At 74.5% G+C, this 23,816-nt stretch carries 16 protein-coding genes; 4 read left to right on the top strand and 12 right to left on the bottom strand.

Features of this window, described 5'->3' with window-relative positions; genetic code table 11:
* Positions 1 to 17: 17 nt before the first annotated feature.
* Together ACZ4M3_RS07050 and ACZ4M3_RS07045 are read right to left on the bottom strand one after the other, a co-directional pair.
* On the bottom strand, positions 18 to 1,685 hold the full coding sequence (locus ACZ4M3_RS07050; protein WP_467730587.1) for a TerD family protein: 1,668 nt from the start codon (positions 1,683 to 1,685) through the stop codon (positions 18 to 20).
* A 164-nt stretch (positions 1,686 to 1,849) separates the two neighbouring features.
* Positions 1,850 to 2,464, bottom strand: coding sequence for a M48 metallopeptidase family protein (locus ACZ4M3_RS07045; protein WP_467730586.1), 615 nt, complete (start codon positions 2,462 to 2,464; stop codon positions 1,850 to 1,852).
* A gap of 176 nt (positions 2,465 to 2,640) precedes the next feature.
* Here ACZ4M3_RS07045 and ACZ4M3_RS07040 point away from each other — a divergent pair, with 176 nt between their 5' ends.
* Both ACZ4M3_RS07040 and ACZ4M3_RS07035 read left to right on the top strand, forming a co-directional pair.
* Positions 2,641 to 3,783 carry a ThiF family adenylyltransferase gene (locus ACZ4M3_RS07040; protein WP_467730585.1) on the top strand — a complete coding sequence of 381 codons (1,143 nt, stop codon included), beginning with the start codon at positions 2,641 to 2,643 and terminating at the stop codon, positions 3,781 to 3,783.
* A gap of 104 nt (positions 3,784 to 3,887) precedes the next feature.
* Positions 3,888 to 5,216: an ABC1 kinase family protein gene (locus tag ACZ4M3_RS07035; RefSeq protein ID WP_467730584.1), complete on the top strand. Its 1,329-nt coding sequence runs from the start codon at positions 3,888 to 3,890 to the stop codon at positions 5,214 to 5,216.
* 39 nt (positions 5,217 to 5,255) lie between these two features.
* Here the strand turns inward: ACZ4M3_RS07035 and ACZ4M3_RS07030 are convergent, their stop codons facing one another.
* The 5 genes from ACZ4M3_RS07030 to ACZ4M3_RS07010 all read right to left on the bottom strand — a co-directional run bounded on the left by ACZ4M3_RS07030 (position 5,256) and on the right by ACZ4M3_RS07010 (position 9,145).
* On the bottom strand, positions 5,256 to 5,471 hold the full coding sequence (locus ACZ4M3_RS07030) for a hypothetical protein (RefSeq protein ID WP_467730583.1): 216 nt from the start codon (positions 5,469 to 5,471) through the stop codon (positions 5,256 to 5,258).
* Positions 5,472 to 5,574: 103 nt separating this feature from the next.
* Positions 5,575 to 5,907 (bottom strand): hypothetical protein, encoded by a 333-nt coding sequence (locus tag ACZ4M3_RS07025; RefSeq protein WP_467730582.1) that lies wholly within the window; start codon positions 5,905 to 5,907, stop codon positions 5,575 to 5,577.
* Entirely contained in the window at positions 5,904 to 6,275 is a 372-nt protein-coding gene (locus tag ACZ4M3_RS07020; RefSeq protein ID WP_053676354.1) for a WhiB family transcriptional regulator, read from the bottom strand. Before ACZ4M3_RS07020 ends, ACZ4M3_RS07025 begins: the two co-directional genes overlap by 4 nt.
* 184 nt (positions 6,276 to 6,459) lie before the next feature.
* On the bottom strand, positions 6,460 to 6,801 hold the full coding sequence (locus ACZ4M3_RS07015; RefSeq protein ID WP_467730581.1) for a hypothetical protein: 342 nt from the start codon (positions 6,799 to 6,801) through the stop codon (positions 6,460 to 6,462).
* Between the two features lie 178 nt (positions 6,802 to 6,979).
* On the bottom strand, positions 6,980 to 9,145 hold the full coding sequence (locus ACZ4M3_RS07010) for an ATP-dependent DNA helicase UvrD2 (RefSeq protein WP_467730580.1): 2,166 nt from the start codon (positions 9,143 to 9,145) through the stop codon (positions 6,980 to 6,982).
* A gap of 183 nt (positions 9,146 to 9,328) precedes the next feature.
* Here ACZ4M3_RS07010 and ACZ4M3_RS07005 point away from each other — a divergent pair, with 183 nt between their 5' ends.
* Entirely contained in the window at positions 9,329 to 9,589 is a 261-nt protein-coding gene (locus tag ACZ4M3_RS07005) for a mycoredoxin (RefSeq protein ID WP_453357011.1), read from the top strand.
* Between the two features lie 92 nt (positions 9,590 to 9,681).
* Here ACZ4M3_RS07005 and nudC read toward each other — a convergent pair whose 3' ends face one another.
* From nudC to ACZ4M3_RS06980, 5 genes are all read right to left on the bottom strand, one after another.
* Positions 9,682 to 10,623 carry an NAD(+) diphosphatase gene (nudC, locus tag ACZ4M3_RS07000; protein ID WP_467730579.1) on the bottom strand — a complete coding sequence of 314 codons (942 nt, stop codon included), beginning with the start codon at positions 10,621 to 10,623 and terminating at the stop codon, positions 9,682 to 9,684.
* A gap of 69 nt (positions 10,624 to 10,692) precedes the next feature.
* A complete protein-coding gene (locus ACZ4M3_RS06995; RefSeq protein WP_467730578.1) occupies positions 10,693 to 12,093 on the bottom strand; it encodes a dipeptidase in 1,401 nt (466 codons plus the stop codon).
* A gap of 9 nt (positions 12,094 to 12,102) precedes the next feature.
* Entirely contained in the window at positions 12,103 to 16,143 is a 4,041-nt protein-coding gene (locus ACZ4M3_RS06990) for a UvrD-helicase domain-containing protein (protein ID WP_467730577.1), read from the bottom strand.
* A 56-nt stretch (positions 16,144 to 16,199) separates the two neighbouring features.
* Entirely contained in the window at positions 16,200 to 19,736 is a 3,537-nt protein-coding gene (locus ACZ4M3_RS06985) for an ATP-dependent helicase (RefSeq protein ID WP_467730576.1), read from the bottom strand.
* Positions 19,737 to 19,982: 246 nt separating this feature from the next.
* A complete protein-coding gene (locus ACZ4M3_RS06980; protein ID WP_467730575.1) occupies positions 19,983 to 20,330 on the bottom strand; it encodes an MGMT family protein in 348 nt (115 codons plus the stop codon).
* A 167-nt stretch (positions 20,331 to 20,497) separates the two neighbouring features.
* On the opposite strand from ACZ4M3_RS06980, the gene ACZ4M3_RS06975 reads away from it, so the two are divergent.
* On the top strand, positions 20,498 to 23,308 hold the full coding sequence (locus ACZ4M3_RS06975; RefSeq protein WP_467730574.1) for a lysylphosphatidylglycerol synthase transmembrane domain-containing protein: 2,811 nt from the start codon (positions 20,498 to 20,500) through the stop codon (positions 23,306 to 23,308).
* Positions 23,309 to 23,816 lie beyond the last annotated feature (508 nt).

The following is a 23,816-nucleotide window of genomic DNA, read 5'->3' as shown; positions in this document are numbered from 1 at the left end:
GTTCATGTGGGGCTCCCTCAGACCTCGTACGGCTGGACGACGATGAAGTTGCCGGGGGCGCCGCGGAACTGGAGGTTCACGGTCTCCCCGCTGTGGCCGGGGTAGGCGTTGCGGCGCAGCCGGACCTGGCTGGAGATGATCACCTGGGAGGCGGCGGACCAGGCGACGATGGCGTTGCTGTCGGCGAAGGTGGTCGGCGTGACGGGCAGGACGACGGGGGTGCCGTGCGTCTTGACGATCACGGTGCCGGTGCCCTGGAACAGCATGGTGAACAGGGCGCCGCCCGGGATGCCGTGGCCCTCGATCCGGCGGACCTCGTGCTGGAGGGATTCGTCGAAGGCGAGGACGGACTCGGCGGAGACGCAGATGCCGTCCCCCTGGAGCTCGATGGCGTGCAGGTGGGCGCCGTTCTCGGCGAGGAAGACCTGGCCGCGGCCGGTGCAGCGCATGAGCTGCATCTCCTGGCCGGTGGCGTTGCCGACGATGCGGCCGGCGAAGCCCGCGCCCTTGTAGCTGAAGTCGACCTTGCCCTGGTAGAGGACCATGCTGCCCTGGCGGGCGAGGACGGGCTGGCCGCCGCCGAGGGCGAGGTCGACCCGCATCAGCTGGTGGTTCTGCGGGGTCCAGCGGGCGCCGGTGGGGGCTTCCTTGTACCGGCTGAGCGCGGCGGTGAGTCCCGGGGCGGCGGCGGCCGGCTGCGGGTGGCCGGGCTGCTGGCCGTACGCCGGCTGCTGGGGGTATCCGGGCTGCTGGGGGTATCCGGGCTGCTGGCCGTAGGGGGCCGGGTGGCCGTGCGGCGCGGGGACCGGGCCGGGCGGGGGCACCTGGCCGCCGTACGAGGGCTGCTGGTTCGGCACTTGGCCGTACGAGGGCGGCCCGGGCGGCTGCGGCGCGTGCGGCGGCTGCCCGTAGGGGGCGGTCGGCGGCGCGGGCACCAGGGGGCCGACCATCGTGGGGGCCGAGTGCACCGGCTGGTGGGAGGCGGGGGCGGGGGCGGGGGCGCCGAAGGCGGGCTGCGGGGCGGGGGGCGCGGGCGCGGCCTGGGGCGCGGGCGCGCCGAACGCGGGCGCCGGGACCTGCGGGGGCGGCGCGAAGCCGGGCGCGGCGGCCGGGGGCTGGTGCTGCGGCCGGCCCTGGCCCGCTGCCTGGGGTTCCTCCTCGGCGACCTCGCCGCCGAAGTTCTTGAGCAGGGCCGCGAGCCCGCCGTCGAAGCCCTGGCCGACGGCGGCGAAGCGCCACACGTCCTTGAGGTAGAAGTCACCGATCATCAGGGCGCGCTCGGTGCTGAACTCCGAACCCGTGAACGAGTACCGGACGACTTCCTCGCCGCCCGCGACGACCCGGATGTAGCCGGGGCCGATCTGGGACATCTGGCCGGCGCCGTCGATGGAGGCGGCGAAGGACAGCTTGTGGATGTGCGCGGGCACACGGTCGAGGGTCACCCGGAAGGACTCGGTGTCACCGGCCTGGGCGCCGAGTTGCTGGATGGACTCCTCGGGCGATTTCGGCTGGTTGTAGAAGACGAAGTAGCGGTCGTCCGAGAGCTGCTCGTCGGCGTCGAGGCCGAAGCAGCTGATGTCGATGGAGAGCCCCGCGCCGGCGATCCGGACGCCCACGTACAGATCGGTGCCCGCCGTCAGATCACTGACCTTGGCCTTGTGGCCGCGTTGGAATTCCCTGGCCATGCGTACGACCGTCCCCCATCCCGACTGTGAATGCGCGCACCCGCTCCGAATGCGTGCCGCTCAGGCTAACGGCTCGCGCGGACATCCGGCCAAGTCGGTACCGAGCCGGTACACATCGCCCGGCGGCGGCCCTGACCGGGCGGGTCCGGAGCCCGGCCGAGGGGTCATTCCCCGCGGGCGGCCGGGACCGCGGGGGTGCCGGGGGCGGCGGGGAGGCGGTCCGCCGCGACGACCCCCTCCAGATATCCGCGGGCGCGTTCGGTCTTCGGGTAGGCCTCCAGCAACTGCCAGAACCGGGGCCCGTGTCCGGGTACCAGGAGGTGCGCCAGCTCGTGCAGCAGGACGTAGTCGACGACGTACTCGGGCATGCCCTGGAGGCGGTGCGAGAGCCGGATGCTGCCCTCGGCCGGGGTGCAGGAGCCCCAGCGGGTGTTCTGGTTGCTGACCCAGCGCACCGAGCGGGGGCGGGCGCGGGAGCTGAAGTACTGCTCGGACAAACGCGCGGCGCGTGCGGTGAGTTCCGCGTCACCGAGGGTGCGCTTGCTCTCCTGGGCGGCGAGTTTGTCGAGCATCACGCCCACCCAGCGCTCTTCCTCCGCCTCGGACATCCGGGCGGGGATCAGGACGACCGTCCGCTCGCCTTCCCGGTAGGCGGACACGGTCCTGCGGCGGCGCGCGCTCCGGCGTACTTCGACGGCGCGCTGCGAGGGGTCGGCGGACACGCCTCGACGGTACCCGGTCGCCGGTGCGGGCGTCCCGCCCGTCCGCGGTTCGAACATGATCGATTCACCTGGGGTGCGAAACACCCCCTTTATTCATCTCATCTGCCTAATACCTCGTGGCTGTGGACAAATTCCCGCACGCGTTTCGGGGAGCGGGCACTGTGACGGAAGACGCGAAGGAATCGCGGCGGAGGAAGCAGAGCGGGAACGGGACGGGAATCGGGGGGATGGTCATGTATCCGAAGGTGAAGCCGGCGCTGGCGCGGGCGTGGCGGGATCTGCTCACGGTGCAGTGCGGGGTGACGCCCGCCCACGCGGTGGCGCTGGGTCCGGTGGACACGGCGACGGCATCGCTGATCGACCGGATCGACGGGACGCGGGGCATGGAGTTGCTGCGCGAGGAGGCCGGGCGGATCGGGCTGCCCCCGACCCAGGCGGATGAACTGGTCCGGCGGCTGGCGGGGGCCGGGCTGCTCGATGACGCCACCGCGGGCGGCCCCCGGGCGCAGGCGGTGCGCAAGCGGCCGGAGACCCTGGAGCGGCTGGGGCCGGATCTGGCGTCGCTCTCCCTGGTCCACCGCGAGCCCGGCGGGGAGTTACGGGCGGTCGCGGCCCGGCGGGCGATACGGGTACAGGTGCGCGGGAGCGGCCGGGTGGGCGGGGTGATCGCCGCCGTCCTGGCGGGAGCCGGGGTGGGCCGGGTCGAGGTGCTCGACGGGGGGCGGGTACAGCCGGGCGATGTGGCGCCGGGCGGGCTGGGCCCGGACAGCGTGGGGCGGCTGCGGGCCGAGGCCGCGGCGGCGGTGGTCCGGGAGGCGGCGCCCGGTCGGGCCCCGCGGGCCGGGGAGGGCGGCGGACCCGAACCGGGTCTGGCCCTGGTGGTGGTCGCGCCCCGGGACGGGCTCCAGGCGTGGGCCCCCGACCCCGAAGCGGCCGCCGAGTGGGTGGCGGCCGGCATCCCGCACCTGTACGCGGGGGTGCTGGAGGGCACCGGGGTGGTCGGACCGCTGGTGCTGCCGGGGGTCGCGGCGTGCGCGGGGTGCATGGAGCGGGAGCGGGTCGACCGGGATCCCGCCTGGCCCCGGATGCTGGTGCAGTGGCGGTCGGCGCACCGTCGCAGAGCCGTCGCCGCCTGCGATCTGGGCCTGGCCGCGGCGGTGGCCGGTCTCGCCGCCGCGCACGCCCTGTCCTTCCTCGACGGCCGGCTGCCGGCTTCGACGGCGGCCCGCTGGGAGGCCGCCCTGCCGGGCCTGCACTGGGAGCGCTCGGAGGTCCGCCCCCATCCGGACTGCCCCTGCGCGGCCGGGGCGGTGGGCCCGGGCGGCACCGGGAGCGGTCCAGCGGTACTGCAGAGGGAGGAGGCAGGATCGGGCTGACTCTCGTACAGCGGGCCATGACAGGATGCGTTCGACCGAAGGCCAGAGGGGACACCCCCCGAACCGCCCCTGGCGGCACGGCTGTCTCGGAACTGGAGGGGCGTATGTCTGATCTTCCCCGGAAGGCGGTCACCCGCACCGTCAAGCTGGCCGCGCTGCCACTGGGCATGGCCGGCCGGGCCACCTGGGGCCTGGGCAAGCTGATCGGAGGCAAGTCCGCGGAGATCGTCGCCCGCGAGCTCCAACAGCGCACCGCCGAGCAGCTGTTCCGCACCCTCGGGGAGCTGAAGGGCGGCGCCATGAAGTTCGGTCAGGCGCTGTCGGTCTTCGAGTCGGCTCTGCCCGAGGAGGTGGCGGGCCCCTATCGGGCCGCGCTGACCAAGCTTCAGGAGGCGGCCCCGCCGCTGCCTTCGGCGACGGTGCACCAGGTACTGGCGGAGCGGCTGGGCGAGGACTGGCGGGACCTGTTCGAGGAGTTCGAGGACAAGCCGGCCGCGGCGGCCTCGATCGGGCAGGTGCACCGGGCGGTGTGGCACGACGGCCGGCAGGTGGCGGTCAAGGTGCAGTACCCGGGGGCCGGGGAGGCGCTGCTCTCCGACCTCAAGCAACTGGGCCGGTTCGCCGGGCTGCTGGGGCCGCTGATCCCGGGCATGGACATCAAGCCGCTGATCACCGAGCTGCGTGACCGGGTGGCGGAGGAGCTGGACTACGGGTTGGAGGCGCAGGCGCAGCGGACGCATGCCGAGGCGTTCGAAGGCGACGCGGACGTGGTGGTGCCGACCGTCGTGCACCAGGGTGACCAGGTCCTGATCAGCGAATGGATGGAAGGGACCCCGCTGTCGGAGGTGATAGCCGACGGCACCCAGGAGGAGCGTGACCGGGCGGGTCAGTTGCTGGCCCGGTTCCTCTTCTCCGGGCCCGCGCGCACCGGGCTGCTGCACGCGGATCCACACCCGGGGAACTTCCGGCTGATCCAGGCCGCCGACGGCACGGCCCGGCTGGGGGTGCTGGACTTCGGCACGGTCGACCGGCTGCCGGGCGGCTGGCCGGAGCCCATCGGCCGCTCGCTGCGGATGACGCTGGACGGTGACGCCGAGGGGGTGTACGGGCACCTGTGCGCGGAGGGCTTCGTGAAGAAGTCGATCGAGCTCGATCCGGAGGCGGTGCTGGACTACCTCGAGCCGATCATCGAGCCCGCCGAGGCGGAGGAGTTCACCTTCACCCGGCCGTGGCTGCGCGGCCAGGCGGCCCGGATCGCAGATCCCCGCTCCCCCGCCCACCAGTTGGGCCGGCAGATCAACCTGCCGCCCTCGTACCTGCTGATCCACCGGGTGACGCTGAGCACCATCGGCGTCCTGTGCCAGCTCGGCGCGACGGTCCGGCTGCGCGACGAACTGGAGTCCTGGCTGCCCGGGTTCCTCCCCGAGAGCTAGCGGCCGCCCGGGACCCGGGCGGGCTCGCGGGGCGCCGGGTCACCACCAGGAGGAGTCGAGGCGGCCCTCGATCGCCCTGAGGTTGGCGCGCGCGCAGGCGACGCAGAAGTACTGGCGGGTCCCGTTCTCCACCGAGCAGGTCCAGGTGGGCGGGGCGCCGTCGGGCGACCGGGTACCGCAGCGCGCGCAGACGGTCCCGCGACGGGGTTGGGCCTTGGGCCCCGGCGGGGTGGGGCGGGGAGTCGGCTGGTCCACCTGCCGACGATATCCCCGGACGGGGCGCGGTGCGCGTCCGCAACGCCCCGGGGGGACCGGTCCGTGCGGACCGGTCCCCCCGGAGGTGGTGCCTGCTGGGCCGTCAGTGCATGACGGCCATGGCCAGCGCGCGCCGGGCGCGCAGCGAGACGCGCTCGGCTCGACGCTGCATGCGCCGGGCGGCGACCAGGCGCACGGCGTGACGCTCGACGTCGGCCTCACGCATGCGGTCGTCCATATGGGCACGAGCCAGGGCTTCTGGGATGAGTTGCATTTCGCGGGTCCTGTTCTGACGCGAGGTGATCGCGCCTGCGGTGATGAAGTCTGCGGTGGCGGAGCCGTGCGGCTGCTCGCTCGTGGTGGCGAAGGGGGACATGGGGGCCTGCTTCAAGGGGTCGTGCGTCAGGGGGCGGTCGATGGTTCCGATGGCGGTCATGCCGCGACAACCGGGTTCTTGCGCGGGCGGCCGCGGGGCCGCTTCCGGGCGACGACCACACCCTGGACGAAGAGCTCTCCGCCCCAGACGCCCCAGGGCTCGCGGCGCTCCTTCGCCCCGGCGAGGCAGGCCTCGACCAGGGGGCAGGTGCCGCAGAGGGACTTCGCGTACTCGACGTCGGCCGGGGACTCGGCGAAGAAGACCTCGGGGTCGAAGGTGCGGCAGGGGACGGGTACGCCGAGGTTCTCGATGGCGTCGTCGAGCGCGGTCAGCGCGGTGAGGGGAGTCAAGGTGGAGTCCTCCGGGACTGCGGGCGGGGAGATCGTTTGGGTCTGCGGTACGGACGGGGCGTGCGCTTCGAGTTGCACGGTGGTTTCTTCCTCGTCTTTGTTGACTAGTCGTTCCGGCCGGGTTCGGCCGGGGTCGGCTGGTACCTGTTCTTGCCAGTCCCGAGGCCCCTTCGCTCCGCAGTCCCCGTTCGGGGACAAACAGAAGGGCCGCGGATCCCGGGTGGGGTTCCGCGGCCCTGAAGGCGCCGGTCTGATCTTGAGATCAGACTGGATCACTCCAGGGTTCGAGCCCACGGAAGGCCCACATCAGGTGGTGCTGCTGCTTCGTCTGCTTCGTCTGGGATCCGGCACCGGCCGCGGCCGCGGAGCCATAGGCGCCATGCGCCTGGGCTTCTCCAGCCAGTACTGCCACCGGTGCCTGGGTCGGTCGCTCATTCCGGACGCCGGCGATCAGCGCGCAGGGCGCGGACGTCAGGACAGGGCTGGCCGCGGGAATCCGGGACAGACCGGTACCCAGGACCGGGAGGAGCGAGGAGGAGCCGAGCGTGCAGGAAGCGGCGACCGAGCGATCGGTCATTTTGGTGAAGGTCATGAAGCTGGTCACTGGTCTCGCCTCCTCTCGGCGTCTCGGGGACCCGGCCCGGGGGCCTGTCCCAATGCGTATTCGGATAAGTACAGCCAAGTACAGCACGGATCAGGGGCTTCGGAGAAGCCACCGTTTCCGTTGCTAAGAACCTATGGGGATCCGCTGGGCATGTGCAAACTATTTTTCCGACGAGTTTCTACGCGTCGTCAGGATCCTCGTCACCAGGCTCCTGGCCTGCGCAGATGGCCAGGACGTCCGCTCCGTACCGGTCGAGCTTGCGGCCGCCGACTCCGGAGATCATCGAGAGCTCTCCCTCCTCGGACGGCCCGGCCTCCGCGATCGCCATCAGCGTCTTGTCGGTGAAGACGCAGTAGGCCGGCAGGCCCTGCTCCTTCGCCTGGGCCGCACGCCACTCCCGCAGCCGCTCGTAGAGGCCCTCGTCCATGTCGGACGGGCAGTCCTCGCAGCGCATCAGCTTGAGTTCGCCCGCCTCGGTCAGGGTCTTGCCGCAGACCCGGCACAGCACCGGGCCGCGGCGGCCGCGCTTGCGGGCCGCCCGTTCGCCCGCCGCGCCCGCCTTGGCGCCCGGGGCCACCGAGCCGGGCCGCAGGCCGTTCAGGAACCGGCTGGGGCGCCGGGAGGCCCGCCCGCCGGGGGCGCGGGACAGCGCCCAGGACAGCGTCAGGTGCAGCCGCGCCCGGGTGACGCCGACGTACAGCAGCCGGCGTTCCTCCTCGACCTGCTCGTCGGTCTTGGCATAGGTGATCGGCATCATGCCGTCGGTGAGGCCCACCAGGAACACCGCGTCCCACTCCAGGCCCTTCGCGGCGTGCAGCGAGGCGAGGGTGACGCCCTGCACGGTCGGTGCGTGCTGGGCGGCCTTGCGTTCGTCCAGCTCGACGGTGAGGTCGGCCAGGGTGGCGCCGGGGCGGCCGCGGGCGAAGTCCTCGGCGAGGCGGATCAGCGCGGCCACCGATTCCCACTGGTCGCGCACGGCTCCGGAGCCGGCGGGCGGCTCGCTGGTCCAGCCGGTGGAGCTGAGCACGGCCCGGACCTGCGAACCGAGCTCCACGACATCGTCGAGCAGCGGGTCGTTGCCGCCGGAGCGGGCGGCGCCGCGCAGCGCGAGGACCGCCTTTTGCACCTCGGCCCGTTCGAAGAAGCGCTCGGCGCCGCGCAGCTGGTAGGGCACCCCGGCGTCGGCGAGGGCCTGCTCGTAGACCTCGGACTGGGCGTTGATGCGGTAGAGGACCGCGATCTCGCCGGCCGGTACCCCGGCGGCGATCAGGTCACGGATCCGGGCGGCGACGCCCTCGGCCTCGGCGGGCTCGTCCGGGTACTCGGCGTAGACCGGGTCGGGGCCCGGCTCGCGCTGGGACACCAGCTCCAGCCGGTGCTCGGCGGCCCGGCCCCTGGCCTGGTTGAGCAGGCCGTTGGCGAGGTGGACCACCTGCGGTGTCGAGCGGTAGTCGCGGATCAGCTTGACCAGGGTGGCCTGCGGGTATTTGGTGCGGAAGTTCAGCAGGTGGTCGGGGGTGGCGCCGGTGAAGGAGTAGATCGTCTGGCTGGCGTCACCGACGACGCAGAGGCTGTCGCGCTCGCCGAGCCACAGGTCCAGCAGGCGCTGCTGGAGCGGGCTGACGTCCTGGTACTCGTCCACCACGAAGTGCTGGTACTGGGCGCGGATCTGCTCGGCGATGTCGTGGCGGTCCTGGAGGATGCCGACGGTGAGGAGCAGCACGTCCTCGAAGTCGATCATGTTCCGGTCGCGCTTGAGCTGCTCGTACGTGCCGTAGATCTGGGCGATCTCCGCCATGTCCCGGGGCGCCTCGCGGCCGGCCTTGAGGGCGGCCGCCGGGTAGTCGGCGGGGACGGTCTGGGTGACCTTGGCCCACTCGATCTCACCGGTGACGTCGCGCAGCTCGTTGCGGTCGAGGCGGATGCGGCAGCGCGAGCCGGCCTCGGCCACGAACTGGATCTTGCGCTCCAGCAGCCGGGGCACCTCGCCACCGATGGCGCGGGGCCAGAAGTACTGGAGCTGGCGCAGCGCCGCGGCGTGGAACGTCCGGGCCTGGACGCCGCCCGCGCCCAGGCCGCGCAGCCGGCCGCGCATCTCGCCCGCCGCGCGGTTGGTGAAGGTGACGGCCAGCACGCTGGCGGGCATCAGCTGGCCCGAGGCGACGCCGTAGGCGATGCGGTGGGTGATGGCCCGGGTCTTGCCCGTACCGGCGCCCGCGAGCACGCACACCGGCCCGCGCAGGGTCGTCGCGACCTCGCGCTGCTCGGGGTCGAGGCCCTGGAGCACCGCGTCGGCCGAGTCGGCGCCGGACGGGAAGGATGAGGAGTGCGTTGCTGCTGTCACCCCGCCATGCTGCCAGGTCCGGTGTGCCGGGCGGGAATGTCGTCCACAGGCCGCCGGTATCCGTCGTACTTATCACCGGCGGGCGCGGATACGAGCGCGGGGAGGCCGCCCGTCCGGGAATGGGGCGGCCGTGGCGTACGTTCGAGTACTCGGACCACCGAGCCTCACGAAGGAGAGCGCAGCATGCAGGACACGGGTTCCGTCACGATGTACAGCACGACCTGGTGCGGCTACTGCCGTCGGCTGAAGAGCCAGCTGGACCGGGAAGGCATTGCGTACAACGAGATCAACATCGAGCTCGACCCGGCGTCCGCGGCGTTCGTGGAGCAGGCGAACGGTGGCAACCAGACGGTTCCGACGGTGCTCGTGAAGTCCCCCGCGGGCAACGAGTCGGTCATGACGAACCCGAGCCTGGCCCAGGTCAAGCAGGCCCTCGCCGTCTGACGGCCAGCACGCCGCACACCGGAAGGCCCCCGCCGCGGCGGGGGCCTTCCGGTGTGACCAACGTTACGGGCCGGGTACGGCAGGGCGGGCGGTCAGCCCGCGGGCCGCGGCAGCGGCTCGCCGTACCAGAGCTCGACCAGCCGGGCCGCGATGGAGATCCCCGACGGCGGGAGCACCTCGCCCGACTCGATCGCCTCGCGCAGGTCCTCCCGGGAGAACCAGCGGGCCTCCTGGATCTCCTCGCCGTCGACCGTGATCTCCGAGGTGACGGCGCGGGCGGTGAAGCCGAGCATCAGGCTGTACGGGAACGGCCAGGGCTGGCTGGCGACGTACTCGACCTCGCCGACCTTGACACCCGCCTCCTCCCACACCTCGCGGATCACCGACTGCTCGATGGACTCGCCCGGCTCAACGAACCCGGCCAGCGTCGAGAAGCGGCCCTCCGGCCAGTGCACCTGGCGGCCCAGCAGGGCGCGGTCGTGCTCGTCGGTGACCAGCATGATCACGGCCGGGTCGGTGCGCGGGTAGTGCTCGGCCCCACAGCCGGGGCAGCGCCGGATGTGCCCGGCGGCTGCGACGACCGTGCGCTCGCCGCAGCGGGAGCAGAAACGGTGCATCCGCTGCCAGTTCTCCAGCGCCACCGCGTGCACCATCAGCCCGGCGTCGCGCGGCGACAGCAGCAGGCCCGCCTCCCGCAGCCCGGCGGCGCGCGCCGACTGGTCCATCCGGCCCGGCAGGGCGTCCTTCTGCAGCGCGAAGTACCGTACGCCGTCCTCGTCGGTGCCCAGGAAGTAGCGGTGCGTCTGGGTGACCGGGGCCTCGAAGGCGGGGGTCATCACGATGCCGGTGCCGCCGTCGGGGGTGTCGTCGATCAGGACCTGGCCGCCGGAGACGACGAAGACGCGGGTCGTCGGGTGGCTCCAGGCGGCGGCGAGCCAGGCCTCGTCGAGGCGGTGGTGCGCGGCGCGGTCGATGCCGCTGGGCGCGGCGAGCGAGAGCGGGCGCTCGGTACGGGTACTCACAGGTACTTCCAACTCCCCCGGTGGTGGACAGGCGGACTAGGCAGGCGGCGGACGTGGCTTCGGGTGCTGGTGCTCCGGTCCTCAGGGCTTCCAGTGGGCGGCGAGGTCCCCCCACAGGTAGGCGGCCGTCTCCACGCCCTTGAGGAGCAGGTCCAGCTCGACCTTCTCGTTCGGCGCGTGCCAGCCGTCCGACGGGACGGAGATGCCGAGGAAGAGGACCGGGGCACCCAGGACGTCCTGGAGGTCGGCGGCGGGACCGGAGCCGCCCTCGCGGGTGAAGCGGACCGGCTGCCCGAAGGCGCGGCCCATGGCCCGCACGACGGACTGCAGGGCCGGGTGGTCCAGCGGCGTCAGGCAGGGCCGGGTGGGGGCGCCGAAGACGATGGAGTGCCGGACCCCGTCGGGGACGCGCGCCGCGACCCAGTCCCGTACGGCGGCCTCGACCTCGTACGGGTCCTGCCCGGACACCAGCCGGAACGACAGCTTCACGTGGGCGGAGGCGGGCACGATGGTCTTGCCGCCAGGGCCCTGGTAGCCGCCGCCGATGCCGTTGACCTCGGCGGTGGGGCGGGCCCAGACGCGCTCCAGGGTGGAGTAGCCCTTCTCGCCGACGGCGGCGTGCGACTTGGCCGTACGGAGCCACTCGGCCTCGTCGAAGGGCAGTTCGGCGATCAGCCGGCGTTCGGCGTCGGTGAGCTCGGTGACGCCGTCGTAGAAGCCGGGGATCGTGACCCGGCCGTCGGCGTCGTGCAGCGCCGCGACCAGGCGGGCGGCGGCGGTCGCCGGGTTCGGGACGGCGCCGCCGAAAGCGCCGGAGTGGATGTCCTGGTCGGGGCCGTACAGGTCGATCTCGCAGTCGGCGACGCCGCGCATGCCGGTGCAGACGGTGGGCGTGGTCTCGGACCACATGCCGGTGTCCGAGACGACGACGACATCGGCGGCCAGGCGGTCGGCCTCGCGCTCGACGAGGTGGCGGAAGTTGATGGAGCCGGACTCCTCCTCGCCCTCGATGAGGAGCTTGAGGTGCACGGCGGGGGCGTCGGCGCCGGTCGCGGCGAGGTGCGCGCGCACGCCGAGGGTGTGGAAGAAAACCTGGCCCTTGTCGTCGGCCGCGCCGCGCGCGTACATCCGGCCGTCCTTGACGACCGGCTCGAACGGGTCGGTGTGCCAGCCGTCCGCGCGGGCGGCGGGCTGTACGTCGTGGTGCCCGTAGACGAGGACGGTGGGGGCGGCCGGGTCGGCGCTCGGCCACTCGGCGAAGACGGCGGGGGCGCCGGGGGTTTCGAGCACCTCGGCGACCGGGAAGCCGGTCTCCTTGAGCTTGGCGGCGAGCCATTCGGCGCTGCGCCGTACATCGCCCGCGTGCTCGGGCTGGGCCGAGACGGAAGGGATGCGCAGCCAGTCCGCGAGGTCGGCGAGGAAGGCGGCGCGGTGGGTGTCGATGTACGTGCGGACGACGCTGTCCGGCGGGGTGTCGCTCATGCCACGAGCCTAACCGTCCGCCTGAGGGTCGCTGTGCGTGTCCGTTTTGCCTTGGAGGATCCGCTCAAGGCGGGCCCGGTCGGGCAGGTCGCGGGGGCGGATCACGCGGCCGCTGCGGACGTGGAGGAACGCGGCGGAGACCCGGTCGAGGGGGGTCGCGGTGGCTTCGGCCCAGGCCAGCCGGTAGACGGCGAGCTGGAGGGGGTCGGCCTCGGTGGTCCGGCCGGTCTTCCAGTCGACGATCTCGTACGAGCCGTCGGGGTTCTTGTAGACGGCGTCGATCCGGCCGCGGACGACGCGGCCGGCGAGGGTGAGCTGGACCGGGGCCTCCATCCGGTACGGGGTGCGGTCGGCGTACTCGCTGCGCTCGAAGGCGGCCTTGAGGGAGTCGAGGTCGGCCTCGTCGGCGATGTCCTGGTCGGAGGCGAAGCCGGGGAGCTCGGTGGCGGGGTCCAGGACGTCGAGGAGGGGCAGCGGGAGCTCGTCGAAGCGGGACTCGACCCAGGCGTGGAAGCGGGTGCCTTGGCGGGCGGCGGGCTGGGGCGGCTTGGGCATGGGCCGGGCGAGCTCGCGGGCGAAGCCCTGCTCGTCGGCGGCGAGGCGCAGCAGTTGGCTGGCGGAGAGGGAGGCGGGCAGCTCCACGTCCCGGACGGCCGTACGGGCCCGGCGGAGCTCGCCTTCGAGGGCGTCGAGGTCCCGGTCCCACGAGGCAACGACCCGCGCCTCCTCGGCACTCAACCCACCGCCCCCGCCCCCCGGCCCGGCCCCCCACCCGTCGGCCTCGTCCCACAGGCCCTCCGCGGCCTCTGCCGAGCGGGCCTGCGGCCTGAGGTGACCGGCGGCCACGGCGAAGCCGGCCCCGGGCGCACCGGCCGGGCGGTCCTGCGGCCCGAGGTGGCCGACGGCCACGGCCGAGCCGGAACGGCGGGCCGAGGCCCCCGCGTCGGCCGGAGCGGCCGGAGGTGCCTGCGACCCGGGCCCGTCGGCAGCCACGGCCGAGCCGGGGAGGGGCGCATCGGCCTGCGAAGCCCAGGCGTCGGCCTCCGGCCACAGGTCTTCCGCGGGTACGACGGATCGGGCCTGCGCCCCGAGGTGGCCGGCGGGCACGCCCGAGCCGGTCCGGGGGCCCGGAGTCCAGCCCTCGGCCTCCGGCCACAGGTCTTCGGCCGGCGCGGCAGCATGGGCCCGCGACCCAGAACCGTCGGCAGGCACCGCCGAGCCGGACCCGGGCGCAGCGCCATGCGGAGCACCGGCAGGCTCCGCCCCCGGCTCGGCCTGCGGCCCGACAGGGTCGGAGGACACGACCGAACCCGGCCGGGAGGTCCAGCCGTCCGCCTCCGGCCAGAGGTCGTCCGCGGGCGCGGCGGTGGGGGGCCACGGCTCAGAGCCGTCGGCCGGTCGGGCCGGGAGGCGGGGGGTCGGGATCGTGGGGGTGGCGGAGGGGTGCGGGTCCGGCCACGGGGGGTCGTCGTAGGACGGTTCCTCGCAGTGGGGCGGCCAGAGGTGGGCCGCCGACAGGTGGGACTCCACCAGCGCCGCCGCGCGGCGGCGCAGCGCCAGGGAGGCCGGGTCCAGCGGCAGCGGCCAGGCGTGGTCCGCCGTCGCGGCGTCGGCCAGGACCGGGTTTTCGTCCTCCGCTTCCGGCTCCGGCGCCCACGCCTCGATCTCCCCGTGCCCCGCCTCGCAGTGCGCGTACAGCGCCTCCAGGAACGCCGACGGCCCCCGCGGCTTCTTCTGCGTCGGCCCCCACCAGTGGCCGGACGCCAGCAGCAGGGAGCGCGGCCGCGTGAACGTCACGTACCCCAGCCGGAGTTCCTCCACCGCCTTGTGTTCCTTCAGCCCGGCCTTGAAGGACTTCAGGCCCGCCGAGGTCCAGGCCGGGTCGCCCGGCAGCGTCGACGCGTCGCCGCGCAGGGCGTACGGCAGCACCTTCGCGTACGAGGTCCAGGCCTCCGGCGGCTTCTCCTTCGGGAAGGACCCCGCGCACAGGCCGGGTACCGCCACCACGTCCCACTCCAGCCCCTTGGACTTGTGGGCCGTCAGCACCTTGACCGTGTTCTCCCCGCCCGGCAGGGCGTGGTCCAGGCCCTTCTCGTACTGGGCGGCGGTCCGCAAGAAGGCGAGGAACGCCAGCAGCGAGGCCTCCCCGTCCAGCGAGGCGAAACCGGCCGCGACGTCCAGGAACCCGGACAGCGTCTCGCGGCGCCGGGCGGCCAGGGCGTGCGGGGAGGCGGACAGCTCCACCTCCAGCCCGGTCACCGCCAGTACCCGGTGCAGTACGTCCATCAGCGGATCGGCGAGCGAACGCCGCAGGTCACGCAGCTCCTGAGCGAGGTGCGCGAAGCGGACCCGGGCCTCGGCCGAGAAGGGCAGGTCCGCCCCGGCGACGGCCCCGGCGGAGTCCAGGAACGTCTCCAGCGCGTCGGCCAGCGAGATGACCTCCACCGGGTCCACGCCCTCGACGGCCGCCGCGAGGCGCGCGTCCGGGTCGGCCTCCGCACCATCCGCCGGCCGGCCGGTCACGAGCTGCCGCGCCCGCCGCCCCAGCAGGGCCAGGTCGCGGGCGCCGATCCGCCAGCGCGGGCCGGTCAGCAGGCGCACCAGCGGGGCGTTGGCCCCCGGGTCCTGGAGCACCTCGCACACCGCGACCAGGTCGGCGACCTCGGGCAGGTGCAGCAGCCCGGAAAGCCCGACCACCTCGACCGGCACCTCGCGCTCCACCAGGACCGCCTGGATCCGCGCGAAGTCCCCGGCGGAGCGGCACAGCACCGCGATCTCCCCCGGCGCCGTCCCCGTACGGACCAGGTGCGCGACGGAGTCGCCGAGCCACTCCAGCTCCTCGGCGTGCGTGGGCAGCAGGGCGCAGCGGACCGAGCCGGCCCGCTCCTCCCCCGGCGCGGCCCGCAGCGCCTCGACGCCCTCGTGCATCGCGCGCAGGGGCGCGGCCAGGCCGTTGGCCAGGTCCAGCAGTCGGCCGCCGCTGCGCCGGTTCTCGCTGAGCGAATGCCGGGTGGCCGGGCTGCCGTCGGCGTTCGGGAAGTGCTCGGGGAAGTCGTCGAGGTTGGCGACGGAGGCGCCGCGCCAGCCGTAGATCGCCTGGCAGGGGTCGCCGACGGCGGTCACGGCGTGGCCGGTGCCCGCGCCGAACAGGCCGGACAGCAGCAGCCGCTGCGCGACGGAGGTGTCCTGGTACTCGTCGAGCAGGACGACCCGGAACTCCTCCCGCAGCAACGCGCCCACCTCGGGCCGGGTGGTGGCGAGCCGTGCGGAGAGGGCTATCTGGTCGCTGAAGTCGAGCAGGTCGCGGGAGCGTTTGGCGGCGCGGTAGCGCTCGGTCAGCTCCAGCAGTTCGAGCCGGCCGCGGACCGCCTCGGGGACCTTGCGCAGGTCCTCGTTGGTCAGCTTGGTGCCGGCGAGTTCGTCCAGGAGCCGGGTGTCGTACGCGCGCAGCTCCTCGGGGTCCACCAGGTGCTCGGACAGCTCGGCGTCGAGCGCGAGCAGGTCGCCGACCAGGTCGGGCAGGGACTTCGTCAGCGACGGGTACGGGCCGGGGGCCTCGCGCAGCACGCGGGCGGCGAGCTGGAAGCGGGTGGCGTCGGCGAGCAGCCGGGAGCTGGGCTCCAGCCCGATGCGCAGGCCGTGGTCCTTCAGGAGCTGCCCGGCGAAGGCGTGGTAGGTGGAGATGCGGGGTTCGCCGGCGGCCGCGCCGCTCCCGTCCCCGGCGGGGAGGTCGCCGGGGGCCGGGTCCGGGTCGCTGATGCCGGCGCGGGCGAGGGCCTTGCGCACGCGCTCGGCGAGCTCGCCGGCGGCCTTGTTGGTGAAGGTCAGGCCGAGGACCTGGTCGGGCGCGACCGCTCCCGTACCCACCAGCCAGACGACGCGGGCGGCCATGACGGTGGTCTTGCCGGAGCCCGCTCCCGCGACGATGACCTGGGGGGTGGGCGGGGCGGTCGCACAGGCCAGCTGTTCCGGCGTGAAGGGGATCCCGAGGAGCTCCTTGAGCTGCTCGGGATCGGTGAGGGCCGGTGGGCCGGCCGGACGCGCGGACACCCGAAAAGGCTAGCGGCCCGCACCGACAGTCCCCGCCGCCCCGGTGTCCGGGCGGCTCACTCCACGGTGTGGCGGCCCTCGGGGCGGGCGCTGCACGCGCTGCGGAAGGAGCAGTGGTCGCAGTGCTGCCCGGTGGTGGGCGTGAAGCGCTCGTCCAGGACCCGGCCGGCGGCGGTGGCGAGCAGGTCACCGGCCCATTCGCCGGCCTCGCCGTACAAGGGCTGCTGCGCCTGGACCTTCGGCACCTCGTCGCCGCCGTCGCGCTTGGCGGCGCCCTGGCGCAGCTGGACGAGTTCGGCGCCGCCGGGTTCGGGGCGGCGGCCGTCGAAGACCTCGTCGACGGCGCCTTCGCGGACCGCGAGCTGGTACACGGCGAGCTGGGGGTGGCGTGCGACCTCGTCCTTGGTGGGCGCGGCCTTGCCGGTCTTGAAGTCGACGACGTACGCCCGCCCCTGGGGGTCCGCTTCGACCCGGTCCATGGAGCCCCGGATGCGTACGGCGAACTCGCCGGCTTCGAGCGTGACGTCGAATTCGTGCTCGGTGGCCACGGCCGCCCGGCCCCCGCGGTCGGTGGCGTGCCAGCGCAGGAAGCGTTCGAGGGCGGCGCGGGCGTTGTCCTTCTCCTGGCGGGACTTCCAGGGGGCGTCGAAGGCGAGGGCGTCCCAGACGGAGTCGAGGCGTTCCATCAGGACGGCGAGGTCGGCGGGGGTCCGGCCGGAGGCGACTTCGTCGGCGAGGACGTGGACGACGTTGCCGAAGCCCTGGGCGGCGGTGGCGGGGGCGTCGGCCTTGACCTCGCGACCGAGGAACCACTGGAGGGAGCAGGTGTTGGCGAGCTGGTCCAGGGCGCTGCCGGAGAGGGCGACGGGCCGGTCGCGGTCGCGCAGCGGGACGCTGCTGCGGGTGGGCTCGTACAGCCCCCACCAGCGCTGCGGGTGCGCGGCGGGGACCAGGGGGCGGTCCTCGTCGTCGGTGAGCGCGGCGAGCCGGGCCAGCCGGCGGGCGGCGGCGTCGCGCACCGCCTCGGAGGCCTCGGGGTCGACGGTGGTGGCGCGGAGTTCCGCGACGAGCGCGGGGACGGAGAGGGGGCGGCGGGGGCGGCCGGTGACGTCCTTGACGGGTACGCCGAGTTCGGTGAGGAAGCGGGAGGGCTGGTCGCCGTCTTCGGCGGGAGCCTTGACGGCGGTGACGACGAGGCGGTGGCGGGCGCGGGTGGCGGCGACGTAGAACAGGCGGCGCTCCTCGGCGAGGAGCGCGCCCGGGGTGAGGGGTTCGGCGAGGCCGTCGCGGCCGATGCGGTCGGCCTCCAGCAGGGAGCCGCGGCGGCGCAGGTCGGGCCAGAGTCCCTCCTGGACCCCGGCGACGACGACGAGGCCCCATTCGAGGCCCTTGGAGCGGTGGGCGGTCATCAGCCGGACGGCGTCGCGGCGGTGGGCCTTGCGGGTGAGGGTGTCGGCGGCGATGTCCTCGGCTTCGAGCTGTTCGAGGAAGTTGAGGGCGCCGCGGCCGCCGGTACGTTCCTCCGCGCGGGCGGCGGTGTCGAAGAGGGCGCAGACGGCGTCGAGGTCGCGGTCGGCGTTGCGGCCGGCGGCGCCGCCGCGGCGGGCGGCGCGCTCCAGGCGCTGGGGCCAGGGGGTGCCGTCCCAGAGCAGCCAGAGGGCCTCCTCGGCGGTGCCGCCGCCTTCGAGGAGTTCGCGGGCCTTGCGCAGGAGCAGGCCGAGGCGCTGGGCGCCGCGGGCGTAGCCGGGGTCATGCGCGACGAGCCGCTCGGGCTCGGCCAGGGCACGGGCGAGCAGCACGTCGGAGGGCGCGGGCACGGTGACCCCGGCGGCCCGCTCCTCGTCCCGGAGTGCCCGCCCGAGCCGGCGCAGATCGGCGGCGTCCATCCCGCCGAGCGGCGACCCGAGCAACGCCACGGCCGCCTCGACCCCGACCCACCCCTCGTCCGCCCGCGCCGGGCCGGCCCCCTCGACCGCCCCGGCGTCGGCCTGGCCGGGCACGCCCCCGGCAGCGGCAGCAGCCGAACCGGATACGGGCGCCGGGCCGCCGGCGTCGGACCCGGCGGAACCCGAGGCCGAGCCCCCGTCCGGGCCCCCGGACCCGGCCGGCCCGGCCGCGCCGGGTTCGTCGGCGGCCGCCGCCGGGACGGCGTAGCCGCCGGTGCTCCCGGCCGGGCCCGTACCGGCCCCTCCTGCCGGGCCGGCCGCTTCGGCGGCGGCCGGGCCCGGGAGCGCGTTCGGTAGGGCGGGGGTGGCGGCCGTGGCTGTGATGCGGAGGGCCGTCAGGAGGGGGGCGACGGCCGGTTCGTGGCGGAGGGGGGTGTCCGTGCCGTCCGTCTCCGCCGGGACCCCCGCCGAGATCAGCGCGCGCCGCATCGCCGGGAGCGTGCGGCCGCCCGCGCGGACCAGGACGGCCATGTCCCGCCACGGCACGCCGTCCTCCAGGTGGGCCCGCCGCAGGATGTCGGCGATGTTGTCGAGCTCCGCCCCGGCCGTCGGGTACGTGTACACCTCCACGCGGCCGCCCTCCCGCACCGGCTCCAGCGCCCGGTGCGCCCGGACCGCCGCCGCCGGCAGCCTCGGTACCGGCATGCGGGCCGTGAGCAGCCGGGTCGCGGCCAGCAGGACCGACCCCGAGCGGCGGCCCGCCGTCAGGGCCCGTACCGCCGCCCCCGGGAATGAGCCCTCGAAGTCGAGGACGTTGTTGATGTCGGCGCCCCGGAACGCGTAGATCGACTGGTCCGGGTCGCCGAAGGCCACCAGCGTCCCGCCCGGCCCGTTCAGCGCGCGCAGCAGCCGCAGCTGCGAGGCGTCCGTGTCCTGGTACTCGTCCACGTAGATCACGTCGTACGCGGACGCCAGGGCCGGCGTGCGCTCCGCGAGGAGCACCGCCCGGTGCAGCAGCTCCGCGTAGTCCAGGGTGCCCTGCATGTCCAGGACGTCCAGGTACTCCGAGAGGAAGGCGGCGGCCGCCTGCCAGTCCGGCCGGCCGGTTCGCCGGGCGAAGTCCGACAGGGCGTCCGGACCGAGCCCCAGTTCGCGCGCGCGGGCCAGCACCGCGCGGACCTCGTCGGCGAACCCCCGGGTGGTCAGCGCGGCCCGCAGGTCGTCCGGCCAGCGGATGGAGCGGATCCGGCGCTGCCCCTCCAGCAGGGTGCGGACCATCACGTCCTGCTCCGGGCCGGACAGCAGCCGCAACGGGTCCGCGAAGAGGTCGGTGTCCTGGTGGGCGCGGACCAGGCCGTAGCAGAAGGAGTGGAAGGTGGTGGCCTGCGGGGCGCGGGCGCCGCCCAGCCGCAGGGCGGCCCGGTCGCGCAGTTCGACGGCCGCCTTGCGGCTGAAGGTCAGGATCAGGATGCGGGCCGGGTCGGTCCCCGCCTCGACCCGCGCGGCCGCCGCCTCGATCAGCGTGGTGGTCTTGCCGGTGCCCGGCCCGGCCAGCACCAGCAGCGGCCCGCGGGTGTGCTCAACCACCGCGCGTTGCGCTGCGTCCAGGACAGGGGTAGCCACCCGTTCCGGCCCGGTGCGCACCAGGCGGTACGCGTCGGAGGCACGCGTACGCCGCTCTGAGCGGTCGGAGGGGGAGGTGATCACGTGGGGTGCCGGTCCTGGTGGGTCTGCGGGTGCTACGGGTACGGCGGGCGCGCGGGGCGGTGCCCCACGCGCCTCGGCCGGCGTCCCGGGCGGGACGGCCGAAGAGGCAACGCTACGCCACCCGCACCGGCCGCCGCAGTCGTCCCGGACGCCCCGGGGCGGTCCGGACGTCGCCCCGCGGACCCCGCGTCTCGTCCCCCGTACGGGCCTTCGACCTCCCGCCCGGGCCCCGAATGGCGGAAGCTGTCAGATGTGACCCTCGTCGCCTCCGCCACGTCCGTCCCGGCCGTCCCAGCGCGCCCGCCGCATCGCCAGCCGGGGCCCGCCCACGGCCGTCTCGCGCAGCGGCGTGCCCTCGGCGCGGTAGTGCTCCAGGGCCCGGTGCTCGCTGCCGGGCAGCGGCCGGCCGTCCGCGCGGACCACGCGCCACCAGGGCACGGCGGCGCCGTACAGGGCCATGACGCGCCCGACTTGGCGTGGGCCGCCCACGCCGAGCCACTCCGCGACGTCCCCGTACGTCATCACCCGGCCGGGCGGAATCCGCTCGGCCACCTCCAGCACCCGCTCCGCGTACTCGGGCAGTTCTGCGCTCATCCGGACCATGGTGCCGCACCGCACCGACAACTCCGCGGAGGGTTTCCCTCCGCACCGGCACGCACCCTGCTGCCCCGCGCGGACGCCGGTCCGTGCCACCATCTTCCGGGCGGTGACTGGTGATACGAGATCAAGAAGAGACGGAAGTGACGGCGAAGGAGCAGGGTGTGAGCCCTCCGGACGGCGCGACGTCGGACGACGGCGCACGCCCAGACACGCCCCGCGACGACCGCCGGGGCCCGGGCCGGCAGCACGGCCCGCGGCCCGACGGGGACGACGTGGATGACGTGGACGACGGCCACGAGCGCGGCCCGAACGACGGCCACGAGCGCGGCCCCGGCGACGGCCACGACGAGGACGGCGGCGCCGACGACGGCCTCGACAGCCCCGAGCGCCCGCACGGCCACACCCCGACGGACGCCGATCGCGTCGAGATCGACGAGCCGCTCCTCGCCGCCCGCGTCCACCGGCCCTCCGACCTCGTCCGGCTCCTCGTCGGCGTCCTCGGCATCGCCGTCGTGCTCGGCATCTCCGCCTTCGCCCACGGCACCACCGCCGGCCTCGAACAGGACATCTCCAACGGCACCGGCCAGGCGCCCGACGTCCTGATCAAGGTCGCCGGTCTGGTGTCGAGCATCGCCGTGCTGCTCGTGCCGGTCGCCTTCGCCATCGAACGGCTGATCAAGCGCGACGGGCTGCGCATCGCCGACGGCGTCCTCGCCGCGGTCCTCGCGCACGGCGTCACCCTCGCCACCGACCTCTGGGTCTCCCAGGCCGCCCCCGCGACGATCCAGGACGCGCTCACCCGCGCCACCGGAGTCGGCGGCGCCCTCACCGACCCGGTGCACGGCTACCTCGCGCCCGTCATCGCGTACATGACCGCGGTCGGGATGACCCGTCGCCCGCGCTGGCGGGTCGCGCTCTGGGTGGTCCTGCTGCTCGACGCCTTCGCGATGCTGGTCAGCGGCTACACGACGCCCTTCTCGATCATCCTGACCGTGCTGATCGGCTGGAGCGTGGCGTACGGAACGCTGTACGCGGTCGGCTCCCCGAACGTCCGCCCGACCGGGCAGCACCTGCTCGCCGGGCTCCGCCGGGTCGGCTTCCAGCCGGTCAGCGCGATGCGCGCGGAGGCGCCGGACGGCCCCGAGGCCTCCGAGGTGAGCGACCGGGGCCGCCGCTACCACGTGACGCTGGAGGACGGACCCCCGCTCGACGTGACCGTCGTCGACCGGGAGCAGCAGGCGCAGGGCTTCTTCTACCGGGTCTGGCGCCGGCTCACCCTGCGCGGCATCACCACCCGGCGCAGCCTGCAGTCGCTGCGCCAGGCACTGGAGCAGGAGGCCCTCCTCGCGTACGCCGCCATCGCGGCCGGAGCCAACGCGCCGAAGCTGATCGCCACCTCGGAACTCGGGCCGGACGCCGTGATGCTCGTCTACGAGCACCTGGGCGGCCGGACGCTGGACTCCCTGGCGGACGAGGAGATCACCGACGAGCTGACCCGGAACGCGTGGGAGCAGGTACGGGCGCTGCAGTCGCGGCGGATCGCGCACCGCCGGCTCACCGGGGACGCCCTGGTGGTGGATCGTTCCGGCAACGTCATCCTCACCGACCTGCGGGGCGGCGAGATCGCGGCCGGGGACCTGGTCCTGCGGATGGACATCGCGCAGCTGCTGACCACGCTCGGCCTGCGGGTCGGCGCGGAGCGGTCGGTGGCCTCGGCGGTGTCGGTGCTCGGCCCCGACGCGGTCGCGGACTGCCTGCCGCTGCTCCAGCCGATCGCGCTGAGCCGCTCCACCCGGGCGACGCTGCGCAAGCTGGCGCGGGAGCGGGCCGACCGGGAGCGGGAGGCGGTACTGGAGTCCTCGCGGGCGGCGAAGGCCGCGCGCGAGGCGGACTCCGCCTCGAGCCCGGCCGCCGACCGCAAGGCGGAGAAGCGGGCGCTGGACGACGCGCTCGACGAGGCCCGCGAGGAGGACCTGCTGAGCCAGATCCGCCGGCAGGTGCTGCTGATCCGCCCGCAGGCGCCGGTGGAGCCGGCCCGGCTGGAGCGGATCCGGCCGCGCACGCTGGTCTCGTTCATCGCGGGTGCGTTCGGTGCGTACTTCCTGCTCACGCAGCTGGCCCACGTGGACTTCGCGACCATCGTCGCGCAGGCGCAGTGGGGCTGGGTGGGGGCGGCGCTGGCCTTCTCGGCGCTGAGCTACTTCGCGGCGGCGATGAGCCTGCTGGGGTTCGTACCCGAGCGCGTGTCGTTCCTGCGGACGGTCGTGGCGCAGGTGGCCGGGTCGTTCGTGAAGCTCGTGGCCCCGGCGGCGGTCGGCGGCGTCGCGCTGAACACCCGGTTCCTCCAGCGGGCGGGGGTCCGGCCCGGGCTGGCGGTGGCGAGCGTGGGCGCGTCGCAGCTGTTCGGGCTGGCCAGCCACATCCTGCTGCTGCTGTCCTTCGGCTACCTGACGGGGACGGAGAAGACCCCGGAGATGACCCCGTCCAGGACGGTCATCGCGGGTCTGCTGACGGTGGCGGTACTGGTGCTGGTGGTGACGGCGGTCCCGCTGCTGCGGAAGTTCGTCGCGACGCGGGTACGGGCGCTGTTCGCCGGGGTCGTGCCGCGCATGCTGGACGTGCTGCAGCGGCCGCAGAAGCTGATGACCGGGATCGGCGGGATGCTGCTGCTGACGGCGTGCTTCGTGATGTGCCTGGACGCGTCGATCCGCGCGTTCGGCGGCGGCCAGGCCATCAGCTACGCGAGCATCGCGGTGGTCTTCCTGGCGGGCAACGCCCTGGGTTCGGCGGCGCCGACGCCGGGCGGTATCGGCGCGGTGGAGACCACGCTGACCCTGGGCCTGATCGCGGCGGGCCTGGAGAAGGAGGTCGCGATCTCGGCGGTGCTCCTGTTCCGCCTGATGACCTTCTGGCTGCCGGTCCTGCCGGGCTGGCTGTCGTTCAACTTCCTGACCCGCAAGGAAGCCATCTAGTGCTGCGACCCGGCAAGGCTTGCCGGGTCGCGGTTCCCCCCGCTGCCGCTGGGGGAGCCGCGACCCGGTGGGCCTTTCCGGTCACAGCACTAGCTAGGGCGTGGCCCGTCCGCCCGACCGGGCCCGCACGGGCCCGCAGGCCCCGGCAGACGGCGCCGGGCGTGGTCCGGTCGGCCGCTGCGACGCTTTGAGGGCACTGCCCCGAGACGGCCGGACGTGCGGGTCATCCCGTAGCGGCCGGCCGGGCGACTGTGGGGCAGCCCCGGCCGACGGGCGAGCCCACGGAACGGCCCACCCCGCCGCTCCGGCTACCCGCCATGCCCCGCGGGGGCCCGGGGCAGGGAACGTGCACCGTCACGGCGGTCCGGCCGCCCCCAGGGGCGGGGGCCGGCACCACCGGAGCTCCTCGGCGCTCCGACGGGCATCACCGGGCCGGCCGAGGCGCCCCATGGCGGGCCGCAGCCGGAGCGGGGCCCCCGCCGGTACCCGGGCCGGCCCCGTGCGCGTC

It is taken from the genome of Streptomyces sp. NPDC026522, from assembly GCF_055567555.1.
Note: the sequence above shows the minus strand (reverse complement) of the source record. Positions and strands in the feature narration are given on the sequence as shown.

Coding starts and splice junctions, on each gene's coding strand:
- ACZ4M3_RS07025 (WP_467730582.1), bottom strand. CDS start 5,907: ATGACCGCCATCGGAACCATCGACCGCCCCCTGACGCACGACCCCTTG.
- ACZ4M3_RS07045 (WP_467730586.1), bottom strand. CDS start 2,464: ATGTTCGAACCGCGGACGGGCGGGACGCCCGCACCGGCGACCGGGTAC.
- ACZ4M3_RS06980 (WP_467730575.1), bottom strand. CDS start 20,330: ATGAGCGCAGAACTGCCCGAGTACGCGGAGCGGGTGCTGGAGGTGGCC.
- ACZ4M3_RS07005 (WP_453357011.1), top strand. CDS start 9,329: ATGCAGGACACGGGTTCCGTCACGATGTACAGCACGACCTGGTGCGGC.
- ACZ4M3_RS07035 (WP_467730584.1), top strand. CDS start 3,888: ATGTCTGATCTTCCCCGGAAGGCGGTCACCCGCACCGTCAAGCTGGCC.
- ACZ4M3_RS07050 (WP_467730587.1), bottom strand. CDS start 1,685: ATGGCCAGGGAATTCCAACGCGGCCACAAGGCCAAGGTCAGTGATCTG.
- ACZ4M3_RS06995 (WP_467730578.1), bottom strand. CDS start 12,093: ATGAGCGACACCCCGCCGGACAGCGTCGTCCGCACGTACATCGACACC.
- ACZ4M3_RS07040 (WP_467730585.1), top strand. CDS start 2,641: ATGTATCCGAAGGTGAAGCCGGCGCTGGCGCGGGCGTGGCGGGATCTG.